The sequence below is a fragment of the Herpetosiphonaceae bacterium genome, assembly GCA_036374795.1.
Taxonomy (GTDB): domain Bacteria; phylum Chloroflexota; class Chloroflexia; order Chloroflexales; family Kallotenuaceae; genus LB3-1.
In genome coordinates, this window is sequence record DASUTC010000024.1 from 21,539 (window position 1) to 37,887 (window position 16,349).

The window sequence follows — 16,349 nt, forward strand, 5'->3', positions numbered from 1 at the left end:
GCTACAGCACGTGCAGCCGTGGACGCATGTAGCTCTAACGAAGCAGATGAAAGACGCCGTTGTCGCCTGTGCATTATACCGAAGCAATGGCGTCTGCGATAACCGGCGTTAGCCGCTGGTACTCAAGCAAAAATGCGTCGTGGCCCAGCACCGAGTCGAGCGCGATATACTCCACGTCGCGGCCAGCCATGCGCGCCGCCGCCACGAGCGTTTCCGAATCCTGGGGCGGGTACAGCCAGTCCGACGAGAACGAGGCGATCAGAAATCGCGCGCGGGCGTGCTCGAAGGCCTCGACCAGCGACGCATAGCCCGCGCAGGCGTCGAAGTAATCCAGCGCCTTGGTGATGTATAGGTACGAGTTCGCGTCGAAGCGATCGACGAAGGAGTTGCCCTGGTAGTTGAGGTAGCTCTCGACGGCAAACTCCGACTCGAAGCTGTAGCTCAGCTCCGGCAGCGCCTGGAGGTCGCGTCCGAAGCGCCACTGCAAGCGCTCGGCGCTGAGATAGGTCATATGCCCGACCATCCGCGCCGTCGCCAGGCCGTTTTCGGGTATCGGTCCGTCGTAGTAGTGACCGCCGCGCCACTGCGGATCGCGCATGATCGCCTGCCGTCCGATATGGTTGAACGCGATCTGCTGCGGCCCGTGCTTGGCTGCCGTCGCCAGCGCCACGGCCAGAGCGACGCGCTCAGGATGGTTGATCGCCAGCTCAAGCACTTGCATGCCGCCCATCGAGCCGCCGACCGCCGCGTGTACCCGCTCGATGCCGAGCCGGTCGAGCAGCCGAAGCTGCGCGGCGACCATATCGGGGATCGTCACGACCGGAAAATCCGTGCCGTAGGGCCGTCCGGTCGCGGGATTGATCGAGCTGGGACCGGTCGAGCCTTTGCAGCCGCCGATCACGTTGGCGCAGAGCACGAAGTAGCGCGAGGTGTCGAAGGCGCGGCCCGGCCCGATCATCTCGTTCCACCATCCAGGCTTGCGATCGCCGGGATGGTGCCGCCCGGCGGCGTGCGCGTCGCCGGAGAGCGCGTGCATCACCAGGATCACGTTGTCGCGCGCGGCGTTGAGCGTGCCGTAGGTTTCGTAGGCCAGCGTAAACGGGCCAAGCTCCGCCCCATTTCGGAGGCGGAGCGGCTCTTGCCACGTGGCATATTGAGTTTGGACAATTCCAACGTCTGAGTTCAATGTTTCAAGCTCAAGGCTTAATGTTGCTAACATACTTCGCTTTATGCGCCAGGCTGCCTGTTCTTCAATCTCCTGGCAGCCTGACGCTCGATGTGTTGTCGGGCACTACCGAATTCCGAGCCGCGCTACACCTTGCTCAAGGCGTTGTCCAGATCCGCCAGCAGATCATCCAGCGTTTCGAGGCCAACCGACAGCCGCACGAAATCATCGGTCACGCCGGTCGTTACCTGCTCGTCGGGCGTGAGCTGCGAGTGGGTGGTCGACGCGGGGTGGATCGCCAGCGATTTCGCGTCGCCGATGTTGGCGAGATGCGAGAAGAGCTGGAGGCTGTCGATGAACTTGCGGCCAGCCGAGCGCCCGCCCTTGATGCCGAAGCCGAGCAGCGCGCCCTGGCCCCTGGGCAGGTATTTCTGCGCGAGCTGGTACGACTCGTGCGACGGCAGGCCGGGATAGTTGACCCACGCAACCTTAGAGTGCTCGCTCAGGAAGCGCGCCACGCCCAGCGCGTTCTGGCAGTGGCGATCCAGGCGCAGGCTCAGCGTCTCGATGCCCTGCAAGAACAGGAAGGCGTTGAAGGGCGACAGCGCCGGGCCGAAGTCGCGCAGCAGTTGCACGCGCGCCTTGAGGATGAACGCCGGAGCGCCCAGGTCGGCAAACTTCAGGTTGTGGTAGCTCGGATCGGGCGTGGTGAAGTTGGCGAAGCGTCCGCTGCCGGCCCAGTCGAACTTGCCGCTGTCCACGATCAGGCCGCCGATGCTGGTGCCGTGACCGCCGATGAACTTGGTGGCCGAGTGGACCACGATGTCGACGCCCCAGTCGAACGGACGCAGCAGGTACGGCGTCGGCACGGTGTTATCGACGATCACGGGCACGCCTTTTTCGTGCGCGAGCCTGGTGATCGCCTCAAGATCGGGCACGTTCAGGCGCGGGTTGCCCACCGATTCGAGGAAGACCGCCTTGGTGCGATCGTCGATCTGCGCGATGAACGCTTCGGGATCGTCGGGATCGTGAAACTTTACATCGATGCCGTATTTGGGCAGCGTGTAGTGGAACAGGTTGTACGTGCCGCCGTACAGGCTGGTCGCCGACAGGATGTTATCGCCCTGTTCGGCAATGTTCAGGATCGCCAGCGTCTCGGCGGCCTGCCCCGACGAGACGGCCAGCGCGCCGACGCCGCCCTCCAGCAGCGCGATCCGCTGCTCCAGCACGTCGGACGTGGGGTTCATGATCCGTGTATAGATATTGCCGACCTCTTGCAGCGCGAAGAGCGCCTGAGCATGATCGGTGTCGCGGAAGACATAGGAGGTCGTCTGATAGATCGGCACTGCGCGCGCGCCGGTCGTCGGATCGGCCACCTGCCCGCCGTGTAACGCCAGTGTGTCGAAGCCGTTGAACTGCTGGTCTGCCATGATCGTTCTCCCTGCAATGGTTGTAGGCTTGCCGTAAGATTCATCACCAGATGAGGGGCATAAAAAAAACCTCATCGTGTGCGATGAGGGTACGTGTACAGAGCAGCAGGTTCACCGTAGGTGCAGCCGCACTGGCGCGTCCTCTCATCTTCCAGAATGCTTCTGCCGGAATTGGCACCAGTGCCTAGCAGCGCTAGAACGGTTGCCGGGGCTTCTTCGGGCCGGTCCCTCCACCCCTCTGGATAAGAGTTTTGCGTTTATGCGCGTATTCACTTGTTGTGAGTGACTATAGCGTATCTTAAGTTAGTTGTCAAGCTAGTTAACAAACAGCGCTATGATGCCGTTGTCCACGCTGATCTCGGTGGTGTACACTATCAGGCATTGATGGAGCAGATTTATGCCAAACGGCGTTGATAGTGAAGATCTACGCGGCGGTGAAGGGCAGATTGCAGCGCGCGGCGACTGGGTTACGGTGCGCTACGATGGGTATGTGCAGCAAGGCGATCTGTTTCAAACCCGCGTGACCTGCTCCTTTCGTCTGCATCGCCGCGACGTGATCCCTGGCCTGGTCTATGGCATCGCAAGCATGCGCGTCGGTGGGCGGCGGCGCATCCGGATCAGCCCGTATCTGGCGTATGGCGCGACGGGCGTACCGGGGCTGATCCCACCTCAGGCGGTGCTCGTCTTTGATCTGGAACTGCTTGGCGTAAAGGCGGCTGGATGAGAGCACCGCTGGAAGCAGCTACCGAGTCGCGCGAATCGGCACCCTCCCGCACCATGCTGCGAGAGGGTGTTGTACGCGATGGTATGTGATTGATCGATGCTGCCTAGCGCTTCTCAAGCGCTACCCAGCGCCGATCTTTCTCGCTGCTATAGACCGACTGGGGCCGGATAATGCGGTTGAGCGCGATCTGCTCGAAGCAGTGGGCGGTCCAGCCTGCCACGCGGCTGATCGCGAACGTCGGCGTGAACATCTCGGTCGGCAGGTCCAGGCCATAGAGCAGCAGCGCTGTGTAGAACTCGACATTGGTCTGCAATCTGCGGCCCGGCTTGTACTCGTTCAGCAGCGCAAGCGCCGTCTGCTCGACATGCCGCGCCAGATCGTACAGCCGTGTATCGCCGTCGGTGCGGTACAGCCGCTCCGCCGCAGCCGAGAGCACATCGGCGCGCGGATCGCGCACTTTGTAGACCCGATGCCCGAAGCCCATCAGCCGCTCGCCGCGCTCCAGCTTGGCCCGCAGATACGCCTCCGCCCGCTCCGCCGCCCCGATCTCGAAGACCATATCCAGCGCAGGGCCGGGAGCGCCGCCGTGGAGCGGCCCTTTTAGCGCGCCAATCGCGCCGGTGATCGCCGAGATCATATCCGACTGTGTGGAGACGATCACTCTGGCGGTGAACGTCGAGGCGTTCAGCCCGTGGTCGACGACCGTGTTCAGATAAGTTTCGAGGCCGCGCACGCGCTCGGCGCTCGGCTCCTCGCCCGACAGCATGTACAGGTAGTTGGCGGCGTGGCTCAGATCGGCGCGCGGCGCGATCGGCTCCTGGTTGCGCCGCAGCCGCCAGTAGGCCGCGACGATCGTCGGGAAGCACGCAACCAGGGTGAGCGCGTCGTGCTGCGGATCGTCGCTGGCAGCGCCGGGCGCGTGCAGGCTAAGCGTGCTGGTCGCCATACGCAGCACGTCCATCGTCGGAGCCTGCTGTGCCGCCGCAGTGCGCAGCAGATCGAGCGTGGCCTGCGGCAGCGCCCGGCGTTCGGCAAGCCTCTCCCGCAGCGCGGTCAACTGCCGGGCGGTCGGCAGCGCGTCGTACCACAGCAGATGGATCGTTTCTTCAAACTCGGCCTGCCCCGCCAGCGCTTCTACCGCAAAGCCCGCGATGATTAGCTCGCCCGCCTGCCCGTCGACGCTGCTCAGCCGGGTCTGCGCCGCGATCACGCCCTCCAAACCCGATTTGACTGGTGTATCTATTGCCATACGCTTGCTCCTGGCTATTCGCTGTTCAAAGGTTGTCCTTTAGGAGCGAGTATAGACACATGCATATATGTTGTCAATATTGATTGATAAATCAATACATTGTATGATATGTATAAAGTCATCGGGCTAAACATCGTTTGGGGAGCGGCATGGCGAAAGAGCGCTATCTAACGGCGCGGCAGGCGGCGGACGAGCTAGGGATCAGTCTCGCCACGCTGTATGCGTATGTGAGCCGGGGATTGATTCGATCGGAGGCGACTGGTGGCGATACTCGGACGCGGCGCTATCGGCTGGAAGATGTGCAGAAGCTCAAGCAGCGCAAAGAGCAGCAGCGCAATCCCGGCAAGGTGGCCGAGAGCGCGCTGCACTGGGGCACGCCCGTGATGGAGTCGGCGCTCACGCTGATCGCCGATGGTCGGCTGTTCTACCGTGGTTACGACGCGATCAAGCTGGCGACGACGCATACCGTCGAGCAGGTCGCGGCGCTGATCTGGAGCGGCGAGCTACCAGCCGCTTCGTCGTCGGCGCCAGATATGACCGGAGCCGCGCTCTCGTCACGGTGCGCGGCGATCACCAAACAGCTATCCGACGTACCTGCGGTTGAGGCGTTTCAGGTGCTACTGCCGCTGGCCGCCGCCGATGATCTGGCCGCCTACGACCTGCGTCCGGCTGCGGTGATGCAGACCGGCGGGCGTATCCTGCGGCTGCTGACCGCCATCGCCGCGCGCGAGCAGACGCTCTCGGCAGGAATCGCGCAGAGCTTGCAGCGCAGCCTGGCTCCCGACGATCCGCGCGCGGTGGCATTGCTCGACGCCGCGCTGATCTTGTGCGCCGATCATGAGCTGAATGTGTCGGCGTTCACGGCGCGCTGTGTGGCCTCGGCTGGCTCGACGCCCTACGCGGTGGTGATCGCCGGATTGTCGGCGCTGCAAGGCGTGAAACATGGCGGCCACAGCGCGCGGGTCGAGGCGCTGCTGCGCGAGGCGGGCATTCCCGCTGGCGTGCGGCTGGCACTGGCGCAGCGGCTCAAGCGCGGCGAGCAGATCCCCGGCTTCGGGCATCCGCTCTACCCCGACGGCGATCCGCGCGGCGCGGCGCTGCTTCGGCTCACGACCGCCGCCTACCCCGACTCACCCGCCGTGGCACTTAGCCAAGCGATGGTCGCGCAGGTCCAATCGCTGATCGGCGAGCATCCCACGATCGACTTTGGGCTGGCGACGCTGGCGGCAGCGCTGGGATTGCCAGCGGGCAGCGCGCTGATGCTCTTTGCGCTTGGCCGCACGATCGGCTGGATCGGCCACGCGATCGAGCAGGATCAGCTCGACCGCATGATCCGTCCACGGGCACGCTACATCGGCGCGCCGCCGAGCGAGTAGCGCAGGTTCACCAGCCGAGCGCCTGCTCGATCGCGGGGAGCGTGGCTGCGACCGGGCGCGGCGCGGCGAACTGCTCGACGGCCAGCCCCGGATCTTTGAGGCCGTGGCCGGTCAGCACCGCCACATAGCGCGCATCCCGATCGGCGCGGCCCTGCCGCACCAGCTTGCGTAGCCCGGCCACGCCTGCCGCCGACGCGGGCTCGCAGAAGACGCCCTCGCAGCGCGCCAGATCGCGCCACGCGGCAAGAATCTCGTCGTCGCTCACACAGTCGATCAGGCCGCCCGACTCATCGCGAGCCGCGATGGCCGTGCGCCAGCTTGCGGGATTGCCGATATTGATCGCGGTGGCGACCGTCTTGGGCGTCTCGAATGGACGATCGTGGACGATCGGACTCGCGCCCTCGGCCTGGAAGCCGAGCATCTTGGGCAGCCGGGCGATCTTGCCGCGCTCGTGGTAGCGCTTGAAGCCAAGCCAGTACGCCGAGATGTTGCCCGCGTTGCCGACCGGCAGGCATAGCGCGTCGGGCGGGCCGCCGAGCGTGTCCACGATCTCATAGGCGGCGGTGGTCTGGCCCTCGATGCGGAACGGATTGACCGAGTTGACCAGCGTGATCGGATAGGTTTCGGCCATCGCGCGGACGATATTGAGCGCGGCGTCGAAGTTGCCCTCGATCGCCACCAGCTTCGCGCCGTACATGAGCGCCTGCGCCAGCTTGCCAAGCGCGATCTTGCCCGACGGCACCACGACGACCGCCTCTAGTCCGGCGCGTGCGGCGTAGGCGGCGGCGCTGGCAGAGGTATTGCCGGTCGAGGCGCAGACCACGCTGCGCGCGCCCGCCTCCACAGCTTTGGCAATCGCCATGACCATCCCCCGGTCTTTGAACGAGCCGGTCGGATTCATCCCCTCAAATTTCAGCAGCAGATCCCTGACACCTAGCTCCTGGGCCAGACGCGGCGCGGCGATCAGCGGTGTATGACCTTCGGCCAGTGAGAGCATTGGGGTTGCATCAGTGATCGGCAGCAGATCACGGTAGCGCTCTAGCAGCGACATACGATACTCCTTGGAATCAACGCAGCGTCGCGTGCGGTGGGTAGGAGCGCATTGTAGCACAGCGCGGCGCGGCTTTTGCTGCGCGTAGCTCACGAAGGAGATTGTTATGTGGTGGAGACGAACCTTGGAATTGATCGGTCAGGTGACGGTTGGCGACGGCGTGACTACGATCGTTGCGCCACAGGGCCACATGTACTTGTGGCGCGATGCGCTGCCCTGGCAGTGGTGGCGCTCGCTAGCCGAGTGGCTGGCCGCCCACCCCGGCCTGCTGCGCACGATCGGCGCGCTGGAGCTGCTGGGCGGCGCGTGGCTCTGCGTGCGGGCTTCGCGCGGCGTGCGGTGATCGATCCGCCAGAAAGCGTGGAGCGACAAGCGGCCAGCTCACCACAGGCTGCTTTGCAGATCCTCCGGCGTGATGCGCTCAGGATACGTCAGGCCCAGGTGCTCGTAGGCGCGGCGCGTGGCGATCCGTCCGCGCGGCGTGCGCTGGATAAAGCCCAGTTGCAGCAGGTACGGCTCGTAGACATCCTCGATCGCGTCGACCTCTTCGGCGGTGGCCGCAGCGAGCGTTGAGAGGCCAACCGGCCCGCCGCCGAACAGGTCGATGATCGCGTGGAGCACGCGACGGTCGTTGGGATCGAGGCCCAGCTCGTCGACTTCGAGCTGCTCCAGCGCGGTGCGCGCTACGTCCAGCGTGATGTGGTTGCCTGCGGTCACTTGCGCGAAGTCGCGCACGCGCTTAAGGATACGGTTGGCGATACGCGGCGTGCCTCGTGCCCGACGTGCCAGCTCGTTCGCGGCGTCGCCGTCGATCTGCGTGCCCAGGATCTGCGCGGTGCGGCGGATGATCTGCTCCATCGCTTCGACCGAGTAAAACTCAAGGCGATGGACCGCGCCGAATCGATCGCGCAACGGCGACGTCAGCAGCGCCACCCGCGTGGTCGCGCCAACGACGGTAAACTTCGGCAGCTTGAGCCGCAGCGAGCGCGCGCTCGGCCCTTTGCCAACCACGATGTCGAGCGCGAAGTCTTCCATCGCCGGGTAGAGCACCTCTTCGACGGCACGGTTCAGCCGGTGAACCTCGTCGATGAACAGGATGTCGTCTTTTTTGAGGTTGGTCAGAATCGCCGCCAGGTCGCCAGCGCGCTCGATCGCCGGGCCGGAGGTGATGCGCACGTTGACGCCCATCTCGTTGCCAAGAATTTGACATAAAGTGGTCTTGCCCAGTCCAGGCGGGCCGTAGAACAGGATATGATCGAGCGGCTCGCTGCGTCCTTTGGCGGCGGCAATGCTGATCTTAAGATTATCGACAACCTTTTCCTGTCCGATGTACTCGCCCAGGCGCTTGGGACGCAAGCTTTTTTCGGCAACGCTGTCTTCTTCGCGGCTTTTGGGGCTAACCAGGCGCTCGTCATCCATGTGCTGTGCTCCTCGTCGGCATTATACCACGCGAACATCTGAGCGAATGCGCGCGCGATGCCGATAATCTTTGCGCTAATTCCACAAGCTCTGCTCGTATGACCACGCACGGGATCATCCCCTGGATGTGATCCTTTATTGCCGTACGAACGATTGCCTCAGTATGGTTCAGCATCAGAGGTGCGAACGCAGTACCGAGCACAGCAGCAATGATGCGTGCTGCCGGTGTTGCGAGGAGACGACCTCTGGAAGGGCTGCGGGCAATCCACACATGCTCCTCACAGCTTCTGAACATGATCTTCATAGCTTGTCGGTATCCTTGGGGCACAAGGTATGGCAGGTGCACGCATGCGCGGCACGCCATCCGCTTTGACCAGTAGCTCCTGATGATCGGACGCGGATCAGGTGCTACGCCAACGAGTGCGATGACTGGACTGGTGTACACATTTTGGTAGGAGGTAGCGGGCATGGACAACGATGATCGTCAAATTGGCCGGATTCTCAGTCGGCGCGAGGTGCTCACGCTGATGGGCGCGGCTGGCGCAGCCTTTCTGGTCGGCTGCGGACCGACAGGAACCAGCTCCACGGATCAGGCCGCGCCGACGCTGAACGCAGAGGCGCAGACAGCGGCGGCAATCGGCAGCGACCCCGCCGCAAGCGCGACGCAGCAGGCGGAGGTGGCAACTGCGGAAGCGGCCAACACCCAGGTAGCGGTGCCGAACTGTGTGGTCCGGCCCGAAGTAACCGAGGGGCCATACTACGTGGATGTGAACCTGATACGCTCCGACATCCGCGAGCAGAAAGAAGGCACACCGCTTGTCCTGACGTTCAATGTCGTGCAGGTGGACGGCACGAACTGCACGCCGCTTGAAGGGGCTACCGTCGAGATCTGGCACTGCGACGCCGCCGGATCGTATTCGGGAGTGTCCGATCCCGGCTTTAATACCGAGGGCCAAACCTGGCTGCGCGGTGCGCAAGTCACGGATGCGAATGGTGTCGCCACGTTTACCACGATCTATCCCGGCTGGTATGCGGGCCGCGCGGTCCACATCCATTTTAAGGTATCGCCGAGCGAGGATAAAGTATTTACCTCACAGCTCTTCTTTGACGACACGCTCTCGCAGCAAGTCTTCACCCAGGCTCCGTACACAAGGGCACTACGCCCGACACGCTCAACAGCACCGACAATATCTACCAGGATCTGCTCCTGCTCACCACCACGCAATCAGCGAACGGCTACGCGGCAACCTTCCCGATCGGGATCGATCTGTCGACGGTTGGCACCGGGCAACATAGCGGCGCACCGGGAGGACCTGGCAGACCGCCCGGACCTCGCCCGACCGGGAGTGCAACCACGACGCCGTAAGCAGGCCTGCGGATCGGCTCAAGTGCGGGCTCGACGAACAGGAGTGCGTTCGTCGAGCCTGTGTCTTGATAGTATATGATCGTCGAGCCGTCGATTCGTGGATACCTCTTGCATGGTTACTTTGTGCGACGATGGTAGTGATTGCTCGCATTCGGATCGCAGCAGCTCCACTCGCCCGCGATGCGGCGGCGGCCAATCGCATTGCCCAGCACCTTGCGGGTCGGATCGGTTGTCGTCGCCGGTACAATACCCGCCGAGGGCACGGCAGGATTGTTCGCCACGAAATCGGCGGGCAGCGCATCGGCATAATAGAGCGTGCCGTCAATCGACCATGACCCGCAGGTTGGGACCTCGAACGTGCGTCGCCAGGTATCATGGCCGCCTGAGGGGTCTGGATCGAGGCCAACGCCCGCGATCCGCCACGCCTCCCAGTACAGCGGCGTCGGCGGGAAGTTGGGATCGGCGGGAACATTCGGCGTTCCATCGCACTTCCCGACCGTGCCGTCGCAGTTATGCACGTCGTAGGTGCTCTCGACGCGCTGGACGATCCAGCCCGTCTGCCCGGTTGGCGGAGAAAAGTTGACGCGCCACTCGAATTGGGGCTGGTGGGAACATGAGTGAAAGTGCGGCCCGTCGGCATTGGTGACAATGATCTGCTTGTTCAACACGGGATAGTCGGTGGTCCCGGTTGACCGCTGGATTAAGCCCGTGGATGCACCGCCGCTGATGTTCAAGCCAGGTTGGACAGGTGATCGACTATCTCGTCGCGCCTCGGCGTAGACCGCTACTCGGCTGAAATCGTGGACAGCGTGGGCTGCTCTGCTGGCAGCAGCGTCGGCTGCGAGCGCGTGCTGCTCGGCGGGGAGTGCCTGCCCCTGACTCTGGCTGCCTCGTGCGCGTCCCAAGAGCCTGGTCGCGCGCTGCTCATGATCTGCCGCAGAGGCGGCGCGCCGCACATGTGTAGACGCTAGCCCGCTCGTGCGCTTCGGTTTTGGTTCCAATATTCGCATCGCCGCCCCTCCATAGCACCCATCCGCCGCCTAAGATCGGAAGCAAGGTTGACATCGCGGCTGTGGCAAGGGTGAACGTTGAATCATGCGATCGATTCGGCTTCTGCCGCCGATCGGCGCAGCCCGTGATCCGCTGATCGACATGCAGCCCACCAGCGCTCACGGCTCTCGTTGCCTGGCTACCATGCGCGGTAAAGCTGTGCGCTCAAAAAGCCGATTGACTCGATGCGTCGGTCAGGTTATCCTTCGATTCTGGTCGGTGCGGGCGTGTAGAAGGTACGTCCACTTGTGTTAAATCCATTATACGTTGCCTCGTCACGTGACATGGCCCGCGTGTCGCGTTTGGCATACAGGAGGTGGCTCGTCTACAGGAATGATGCGCTGCTGCGGCAGCTTGTCGGCTCAGTCACGATCGGTTGGGTTTGCGGAACGCCCCCCCTGGCACCAAACAATCACACCTGGGAGGTTTTACCCGATGAAACGATTGCTCAGTATCCTCTTGACGACCGTCATCGCCCTTGCGGCGGTCAGCCCCACCTCGGCCAGCGCAGGGACCGATACGACCCTGAGTGTTTCGCTGTGGTGCAGCCGAGATTATGTCAGCCACTATTGCACGGCTTATCCGAGCGGCGGAACCGGCAGGTACGGCTATGAGTGGCGCTGGTACGGCCCCTGGCGCACCTCCATCAGCGGCAATACGATTCTTGTCTATCCTTCAAACTGCTATCCCGGTCAATCATATGCGCTCGTCGTTGTCGTCAGTGATAACATTGGGGCCACTGCCAGTGACTATACCTACCTGGCGTGCTAATCCATAGCCGAGACGGAGCGGCTGCGCGATGTGTGCGGCTGGTCGATAGGAAGACACGCTATCCGTTCAATCACGAGCGCCGAGTCGCGCGCTGCCCTGCGCGAATCAGCAGCCAGCCGCTCACCAGGAGCAGCGCGCCGAAGACGAGGAAGCCAAGATCCCAGGTGAGCTGCGCCGGACCAGGAGGCAGGTCGTCGCGAACGTGATGAATCTCCAGCAGCAGGTGATCGATGACGCCTTCGACGAGATTGAAGATGCCCCACCCGGCCAGCAGACAGCCGAGCAAGATCCGTGTCGACCAGCAGACATCCGTGCGGCGCAGCGCTCGCCAGAGCAAAAGCAGCCCCGCCAGCGTGAGCACGTAGGTCAGCGCGTGGAATAGCCCATCCCAGAGCGTGTTTAGCTCAAGGTTGCCCACGCTGGTGGGCGGGTACGGCACCGTCAGCAGATGATGCCACTGCAAGATCTGGTGCAACAGAATGCCGTCGATGAATCCGCCCAGGCCAAGCCCCAGCACAATGCCGGAAACAATCAGCGGTCGGCTCTCGCTCGATGCCTGAATAGCCATAGTCCCTGCCGTTCATCTGCTATCCCGGCGGGCGAAACGAGCACGATCCAGGCCGTCGATCATGCTTGCGTCGCGCCGACGAAAAAGAGGAGCACGCGCGTGCTCCTCCTGTCGGGTGCGATGATAGCCGGGGTTTGGGGGCGTCCCCGACTCTAAGACAGCTCGCCGCGCCGCCACATCTCGCGCACACGCTCCAGCACCGCCTGCTCGCGCGGAAACGATGCGGTCGTGATCGCCTCGTCCAGCGGAAACCAGCGCGCGTCGTCGACCTCCGCCTCCTGCGGCACGACCTCACCCCGGCGATAGCGCAGCAGGTAGAGATCGACGAACTTGTGAATGCGCGTCCGACCGGCGCGGAACCAGTACTCAATCGTTTCGAGCGCCTGGATCACCTCGCCGGTCAGCCCAGTCTCCTCCTCGATCTCGCGCTGCGCGGCGGCTTCGGGAGTTTCACCGTCAAAGACATGACCTTTGGGCAGGCCCCAGCGCGATCCACCGCTGGTCGCGATCAGCGCGACATGGACGGTTTCGCCATCGTAGCGGTAGATGACGCCGCCAGCAGAGTGTGCTACCTGGCTAGTTTCAGTCCGTGGAGCGCGCCGAGCCACGTTACGTTCTCCCTAAACGTCCTGCACGCATATCCCAATAATGATCGATCGCGTACTTCACCCGCTCTTTAGCAACTTCGGGGCCTTCCCATCCAAGCGCCTCGGTGCGCACACCCTCAAGATCTTTGTAGACCGAGAAGAAGTGTGTCACCTCTTTGAGAAAGTGGGCGGGCAGCTCGGTGTAGTCTTTGATGTCTGCAAAGAACGGATCGTAGTGCAGCACCGCCAGGATCTTATCGTCCGGCTCGCCACGGTCGCGGAGGTGGAAGATCCCGATCGGACGCGCCTCGACCACGCAGCCGGGAAAGGTCGGCGCATTGGTCATCACCAGCACATCCAGCGGATCGCCGTCGTCGTAGTAGGTCTGCGGAATAAAGCCGTAGTCGCCGGGATAGAACACAGGCGAAAACAGCACACGATCCAGCTTGATCGCGCCGGTCTGCTTGTGGTACTCGTACTTGTTACGAGAGCCACGCGGAATTTCGACGATCACGTTCAATACCTCAGGCACCTGTGGTCCGGGGTCGAGGTCATGCCATAAGTTTAGTGCCATACCGTTCGTTTCCAAACATCGACCGGCGGGAGCAATCCCCGCCGGCCACCTGCGACAGTGTCGCCTGCTCCCCGCTTCTCTTGCGACAATGTGCTACCGGCCTACCTCAGATGAGCGTGGCTTGGCTGGCTCGGAAATTTGCTCCAATGCCTGACCAATCAGCTTGTCCTTGTTGGTATCGACCGCCACATCGCCGATCGAAATGATCCCCACAAGTTTACCACCATCTACGACCGGTAGGCGTCGAATTTGCTCGCGCGCCATGATCTCGGCGGCGCGCGTGACATCATCGTCCGACGAGACGCATGTTGGGTTGGGCGTCATGTGCTCGCGCACCCTGGCCTGCTGAAGCTGCGCGCCGCTGGCAATCGCGCGGATCACAATATCGCGATCCGTGATCAGCCCGACAAGTTGATCGCCTTCGGCAACAGGAATCACGCCGACATCCAGATCTTTCATATATTTGGCAACCGTGACGAGATCGGTGTCTGGCCTAACAGTTTGTACATCCTTGGTCATAATATCGGCAATACGCATCGTGGTTGTACTCCTCCTACTACGCTTGGCGGCCTGTCAGGTGCAGCATGCCGAGCTATAGCGACGTGCCGCCCAGCTCGCGCTCGTTGAACGACGAGGGCTTGCTATAGGTATCGAAGTCGCGCTGCTCGCTGCGGCTGGTGTCGGGCAGTTCCTGCGGGCTGAAGCTCTGCGACGGATGGCGTCCGAAGCGGTTGCCGGTCATCGAGTTGAACTGCTGGCTTAGCTGGTTGCGATTTTTCCAGGCATACGCCGCGCCCGCCAGACCAAGTGCCCATAACGCTCCACGCATATTACGCATCAGGTATTCCTCCTTACATAAGCTGGCTCGTGTACCTCGATAAGCCACGCGCTCCAACTTTTTGGTATGTCCTTACGGTGGTAGCAAACGCTGTACCACAGAGCGGATCTGCCCTGAAATCTTTTACAGTTGTTGCCATCGGAGGCATTTGTGGTATAATACAAACATCCGTTCTAAAGTGTGCGATTTTCCGTTTCTACCAGACGATGGGCAAACGAGTATGTACAAAAGGGAAGAGCTATGACAAACCGTGAAATTGCCGCGATACTGTTCAACATATCCTCGCTGCTGATCGCGCAGCATGGGAATCCCTACCGCATCCGCGCCTACCGCCGCGCCGCCCGCAATATCCTGCGTGTGCGCCACTCGCTCGCCGAGCGTGCCCGCAATCAGCAGCCGCTTGGCGTGCCCTTCCTGGGCGAGCGGCTCACCAAAACGATCACCGGGCTGGCGCTCGACGGCACCTGCGACGTGTACGAGGAGCTGGTTGGCGAGCTGCCCACGGCGCAGCAGCGCCTGCTGCACGTTCCCGGTATCGGGCCGAAGCTGGCCGAGCGGATCACCAACGATCTCAAGGCCGAGGACGCCGAAGAGCTGATCCAGCGCGCGGCGACGGTCGGGCTGCAGCGGGTGTGGGGCATCGGGCCGAAGCGCGCGCGGCTGATCGTGGACGAGCTGAAGACCGAAACCGCGCCTGAGGTGGATACGCCCTTTGTGCGCGACGGCAATGTGATCTACGTACAGGAGAGCTTCTGGAATGCCGAGCGCAAAAACGCGGCGTAAGTTTATCGTGCCGATGGAGGTCGAGCAGACGATGCTCGACGATCTGCTGGCCGATGGATACGCGCTGGAAGAGGACGATCCCGACGCACTGCTCGGCGCGACGCTCCTGAGCGAAGAGGCCGACGAGCCGTGCGTCGAGGAGGATGCGCTGGCCGGTGGCTACCGGCCCAGGCTTCAGTTCGAGCCGCGTCCCTACCAGGCCGAGGCGATCGAAAGCTGGCTGCGCCACGATGGGCGCGGCGTTGTCGTGCTGCCGACCGGCGCGGGTAAGACGGTGGTGGCGCTGATGGCGCTGGCCCGGCTCAAGCTGCGGACGCTGATCGTGGTGCCGACGATCGAGCTGCTCTACCAGTGGCGCGATGCGGTGGTGGAGCGGCTGAGCCTGCCCCGGCGCAGCGTCGGCATCGTGGGCGACGGGCGCAAAGAGTGGCGTTCGATCACGGTGATTACCTATGCCTCGGCGGCGATGCCCAACGCGCCGCTCAACGACATCGGCCTGCTGATCTGCGACGAGGCGCATCATCTGCCCTCGCCCAGCTACGCGACGATCGCCACGCGCTCGAACGCGCCCTACCGCCTGGGCCTGACGGCCACGCCCGATCGCGCCGACGGCGAGCACAGCGCGCTGGGCGCGCTGCTCGGCCCGCTGGTCTATCGGCGCGCGCCCGCCGATCTCAGCGCCGAGGGCCATATCGCGCAGTACGTCGAAAAGCGCGTCTTCGTCTCGCTGAGCGATGAAGAGTCGCTGCGCTACGAGGCGCTGATGGGCGAGTGGAAGTGGTTTCTCAGCTCCAAGCGGCATATGCTTGCCAAAGGCGGCGATTTCTTCGGCGAGCTGATCCGCCGCTCGGCGACTGATCCGCAGGCGCGGCGGGCGCTGCAAGCACACCATCAGGCCCGCATGATCGCGCTCAATGCCGAGGCCAAGCTCCACGAGGTCGAGCGGCTGCTGGGCGAGCATCGCGACGACAAGGTGATCGTCTTTTCGGAGTACAACGCGCTGGTCGATACGATCTCGCACCGGCTGGCGCTGCCCGCGATCACCTATAAGACCGCCGCCGACGAGCGCAAGGCGATCCTTGAGGGCTTTCGCGACGGCAGCTACTCCAAGCTGGTGACGGGCCGCGTGCTCAACGAGGGCGTGGACGTGCCCGACGCAAATGTCGCAATCGTCGTCAGCGGCTCCAGCACGACCCGCGAGTATATCCAGCGCCTCGGACGGGTGATCCGCCCCAAGGCGACGACCGCCGTGCTCTACGAGGTGATCACCCGCAAGACCAGCGAGGTCAATACCGCGCGCAGGCGTAGACCGAATTAGTAGAACAGAGAACAACGAACAACGAAACAAAGAATCTCAGCCTGCTTTGTTCTCTGTTCTTTGTTTGTCCAGAGGCATGC

At 63.0% G+C, this 16,349-nt stretch carries 18 protein-coding genes and 1 riboswitch; of the genes, 7 read left to right on the forward strand and 11 right to left on the reverse strand.

Going from position 1 to position 16,349, the window contains the following annotated elements; translation table 11 throughout:
- Nucleotides 1–73: 73 nt before the first annotated feature.
- Nucleotides 74–1,219 carry a homoserine O-acetyltransferase gene (locus VFZ66_01150; GenBank protein HEX6287761.1) on the reverse strand — a complete coding sequence of 382 codons (1,146 nt, stop codon included), beginning with the start codon at nt 1,217–1,219 and terminating at the stop codon, nt 74–76.
- Nucleotides 1,220–1,311: 92 nt separating this feature from the next.
- Nucleotides 1,312–2,595, reverse strand: a complete 1,284-nt coding sequence (locus VFZ66_01155) for an O-acetylhomoserine aminocarboxypropyltransferase/cysteine synthase (protein ID HEX6287762.1) — start codon at nt 2,593–2,595, stop codon at nt 1,312–1,314.
- A gap of 141 nt (nt 2,596–2,736) precedes the next feature.
- Nucleotides 2,737–2,844, reverse strand: a riboswitch (SAM riboswitch).
- 148 nt (nt 2,845–2,992) lie between these two features.
- On the opposite strand from VFZ66_01155, the gene VFZ66_01160 reads away from it, so the two are divergent.
- A complete protein-coding gene (locus VFZ66_01160) occupies nt 2,993–3,319 on the forward strand; it encodes an FKBP-type peptidyl-prolyl cis-trans isomerase (GenBank protein HEX6287763.1) in 327 nt (108 codons plus the stop codon).
- A 103-nt stretch (nt 3,320–3,422) separates the two neighbouring features.
- On the opposite strand, the gene VFZ66_01165 is transcribed toward VFZ66_01160, so the two are convergent.
- Nucleotides 3,423–4,568 (reverse strand): citrate synthase/methylcitrate synthase, encoded by a 1,146-nt coding sequence (locus VFZ66_01165; protein HEX6287764.1) that lies wholly within the window; start codon nt 4,566–4,568, stop codon nt 3,423–3,425.
- Between the two features lie 149 nt (nt 4,569–4,717).
- Here VFZ66_01165 and VFZ66_01170 point away from each other — a divergent pair, with 149 nt between their 5' ends.
- The gene (locus VFZ66_01170; protein ID HEX6287765.1) at nt 4,718–5,944 is read left to right on the forward strand and encodes a citrate synthase family protein; all 1,227 of its coding nucleotides are present in this window, start codon (nt 4,718–4,720) and stop codon (nt 5,942–5,944) included.
- A gap of 7 nt (nt 5,945–5,951) precedes the next feature.
- Here VFZ66_01170 and thrC read toward each other — a convergent pair whose 3' ends face one another.
- Nucleotides 5,952–6,995 (reverse strand): threonine synthase, encoded by a 1,044-nt coding sequence (gene thrC, locus VFZ66_01175; GenBank protein HEX6287766.1) that lies wholly within the window; start codon nt 6,993–6,995, stop codon nt 5,952–5,954.
- A 106-nt stretch (nt 6,996–7,101) separates the two neighbouring features.
- Here thrC and VFZ66_01180 point away from each other — a divergent pair, with 106 nt between their 5' ends.
- A complete protein-coding gene (locus VFZ66_01180; GenBank protein HEX6287767.1) occupies nt 7,102–7,338 on the forward strand; it encodes a hypothetical protein in 237 nt (78 codons plus the stop codon).
- Nucleotides 7,339–7,376: 38 nt separating this feature from the next.
- Here the strand turns inward: VFZ66_01180 and ruvB are convergent, their stop codons facing one another.
- On the reverse strand, nt 7,377–8,414 hold the full coding sequence (gene ruvB / locus VFZ66_01185; GenBank protein ID HEX6287768.1) for a Holliday junction branch migration DNA helicase RuvB: 1,038 nt from the start codon (nt 8,412–8,414) through the stop codon (nt 7,377–7,379).
- Between the two features lie 467 nt (nt 8,415–8,881).
- Between ruvB and VFZ66_01190 the strand changes: the two genes are divergently transcribed.
- A complete protein-coding gene (locus tag VFZ66_01190; protein ID HEX6287769.1) occupies nt 8,882–9,859 on the forward strand; it encodes an intradiol ring-cleavage dioxygenase in 978 nt (325 codons plus the stop codon).
- 37 nt (nt 9,860–9,896) lie between these two features.
- Here VFZ66_01190 and VFZ66_01195 read toward each other — a convergent pair whose 3' ends face one another.
- Nucleotides 9,897–10,790: a hypothetical protein gene (locus tag VFZ66_01195; GenBank protein HEX6287770.1), complete on the reverse strand. Its 894-nt coding sequence runs from the start codon at nt 10,788–10,790 to the stop codon at nt 9,897–9,899.
- Nucleotides 10,791–11,265: 475 nt separating this feature from the next.
- Between VFZ66_01195 and VFZ66_01200 the strand changes: the two genes are divergently transcribed.
- Nucleotides 11,266–11,601 carry a hypothetical protein gene (locus tag VFZ66_01200; protein HEX6287771.1) on the forward strand — a complete coding sequence of 112 codons (336 nt, stop codon included), beginning with the start codon at nt 11,266–11,268 and terminating at the stop codon, nt 11,599–11,601.
- A gap of 70 nt (nt 11,602–11,671) precedes the next feature.
- On the opposite strand, the gene VFZ66_01205 is transcribed toward VFZ66_01200, so the two are convergent.
- The 5 genes from VFZ66_01205 to VFZ66_01225 all read right to left on the reverse strand — a co-directional run bounded on the left by VFZ66_01205 (nt 11,672) and on the right by VFZ66_01225 (nt 14,168).
- The gene (locus VFZ66_01205; GenBank protein HEX6287772.1) at nt 11,672–12,169 is read right to left on the reverse strand and encodes a DUF2243 domain-containing protein; all 498 of its coding nucleotides are present in this window, start codon (nt 12,167–12,169) and stop codon (nt 11,672–11,674) included.
- Between the two features lie 152 nt (nt 12,170–12,321).
- Nucleotides 12,322–12,777, reverse strand: coding sequence for an NUDIX hydrolase (locus VFZ66_01210; GenBank protein HEX6287773.1), 456 nt, complete (start codon nt 12,775–12,777; stop codon nt 12,322–12,324).
- Between the two features lies 1 nt (nt 12,778).
- Nucleotides 12,779–13,330 carry an inorganic diphosphatase gene (locus tag VFZ66_01215; GenBank protein HEX6287774.1) on the reverse strand — a complete coding sequence of 184 codons (552 nt, stop codon included), beginning with the start codon at nt 13,328–13,330 and terminating at the stop codon, nt 12,779–12,781.
- Between the two features lie 93 nt (nt 13,331–13,423).
- Nucleotides 13,424–13,867 (reverse strand): CBS domain-containing protein, encoded by a 444-nt coding sequence (locus tag VFZ66_01220; protein ID HEX6287775.1) that lies wholly within the window; start codon nt 13,865–13,867, stop codon nt 13,424–13,426.
- Nucleotides 13,868–13,922: 55 nt separating this feature from the next.
- The gene (locus tag VFZ66_01225) at nt 13,923–14,168 is read right to left on the reverse strand and encodes a hypothetical protein (protein HEX6287776.1); all 246 of its coding nucleotides are present in this window, start codon (nt 14,166–14,168) and stop codon (nt 13,923–13,925) included.
- A 240-nt stretch (nt 14,169–14,408) separates the two neighbouring features.
- On the opposite strand from VFZ66_01225, the gene VFZ66_01230 reads away from it, so the two are divergent.
- The gene (locus VFZ66_01230; protein ID HEX6287777.1) at nt 14,409–14,951 is read left to right on the forward strand and encodes a helix-hairpin-helix domain-containing protein; all 543 of its coding nucleotides are present in this window, start codon (nt 14,409–14,411) and stop codon (nt 14,949–14,951) included.
- Complete coding sequence (locus VFZ66_01235; GenBank protein HEX6287778.1) at nt 14,926–16,269, forward strand: DEAD/DEAH box helicase; 1,344 nt, start codon at nt 14,926–14,928, stop codon at nt 16,267–16,269. The genes VFZ66_01230 and VFZ66_01235 overlap by 26 nt, the downstream gene beginning before the upstream one ends.
- The last annotated feature ends 80 nt before the right edge of the window (nt 16,270–16,349 follow it).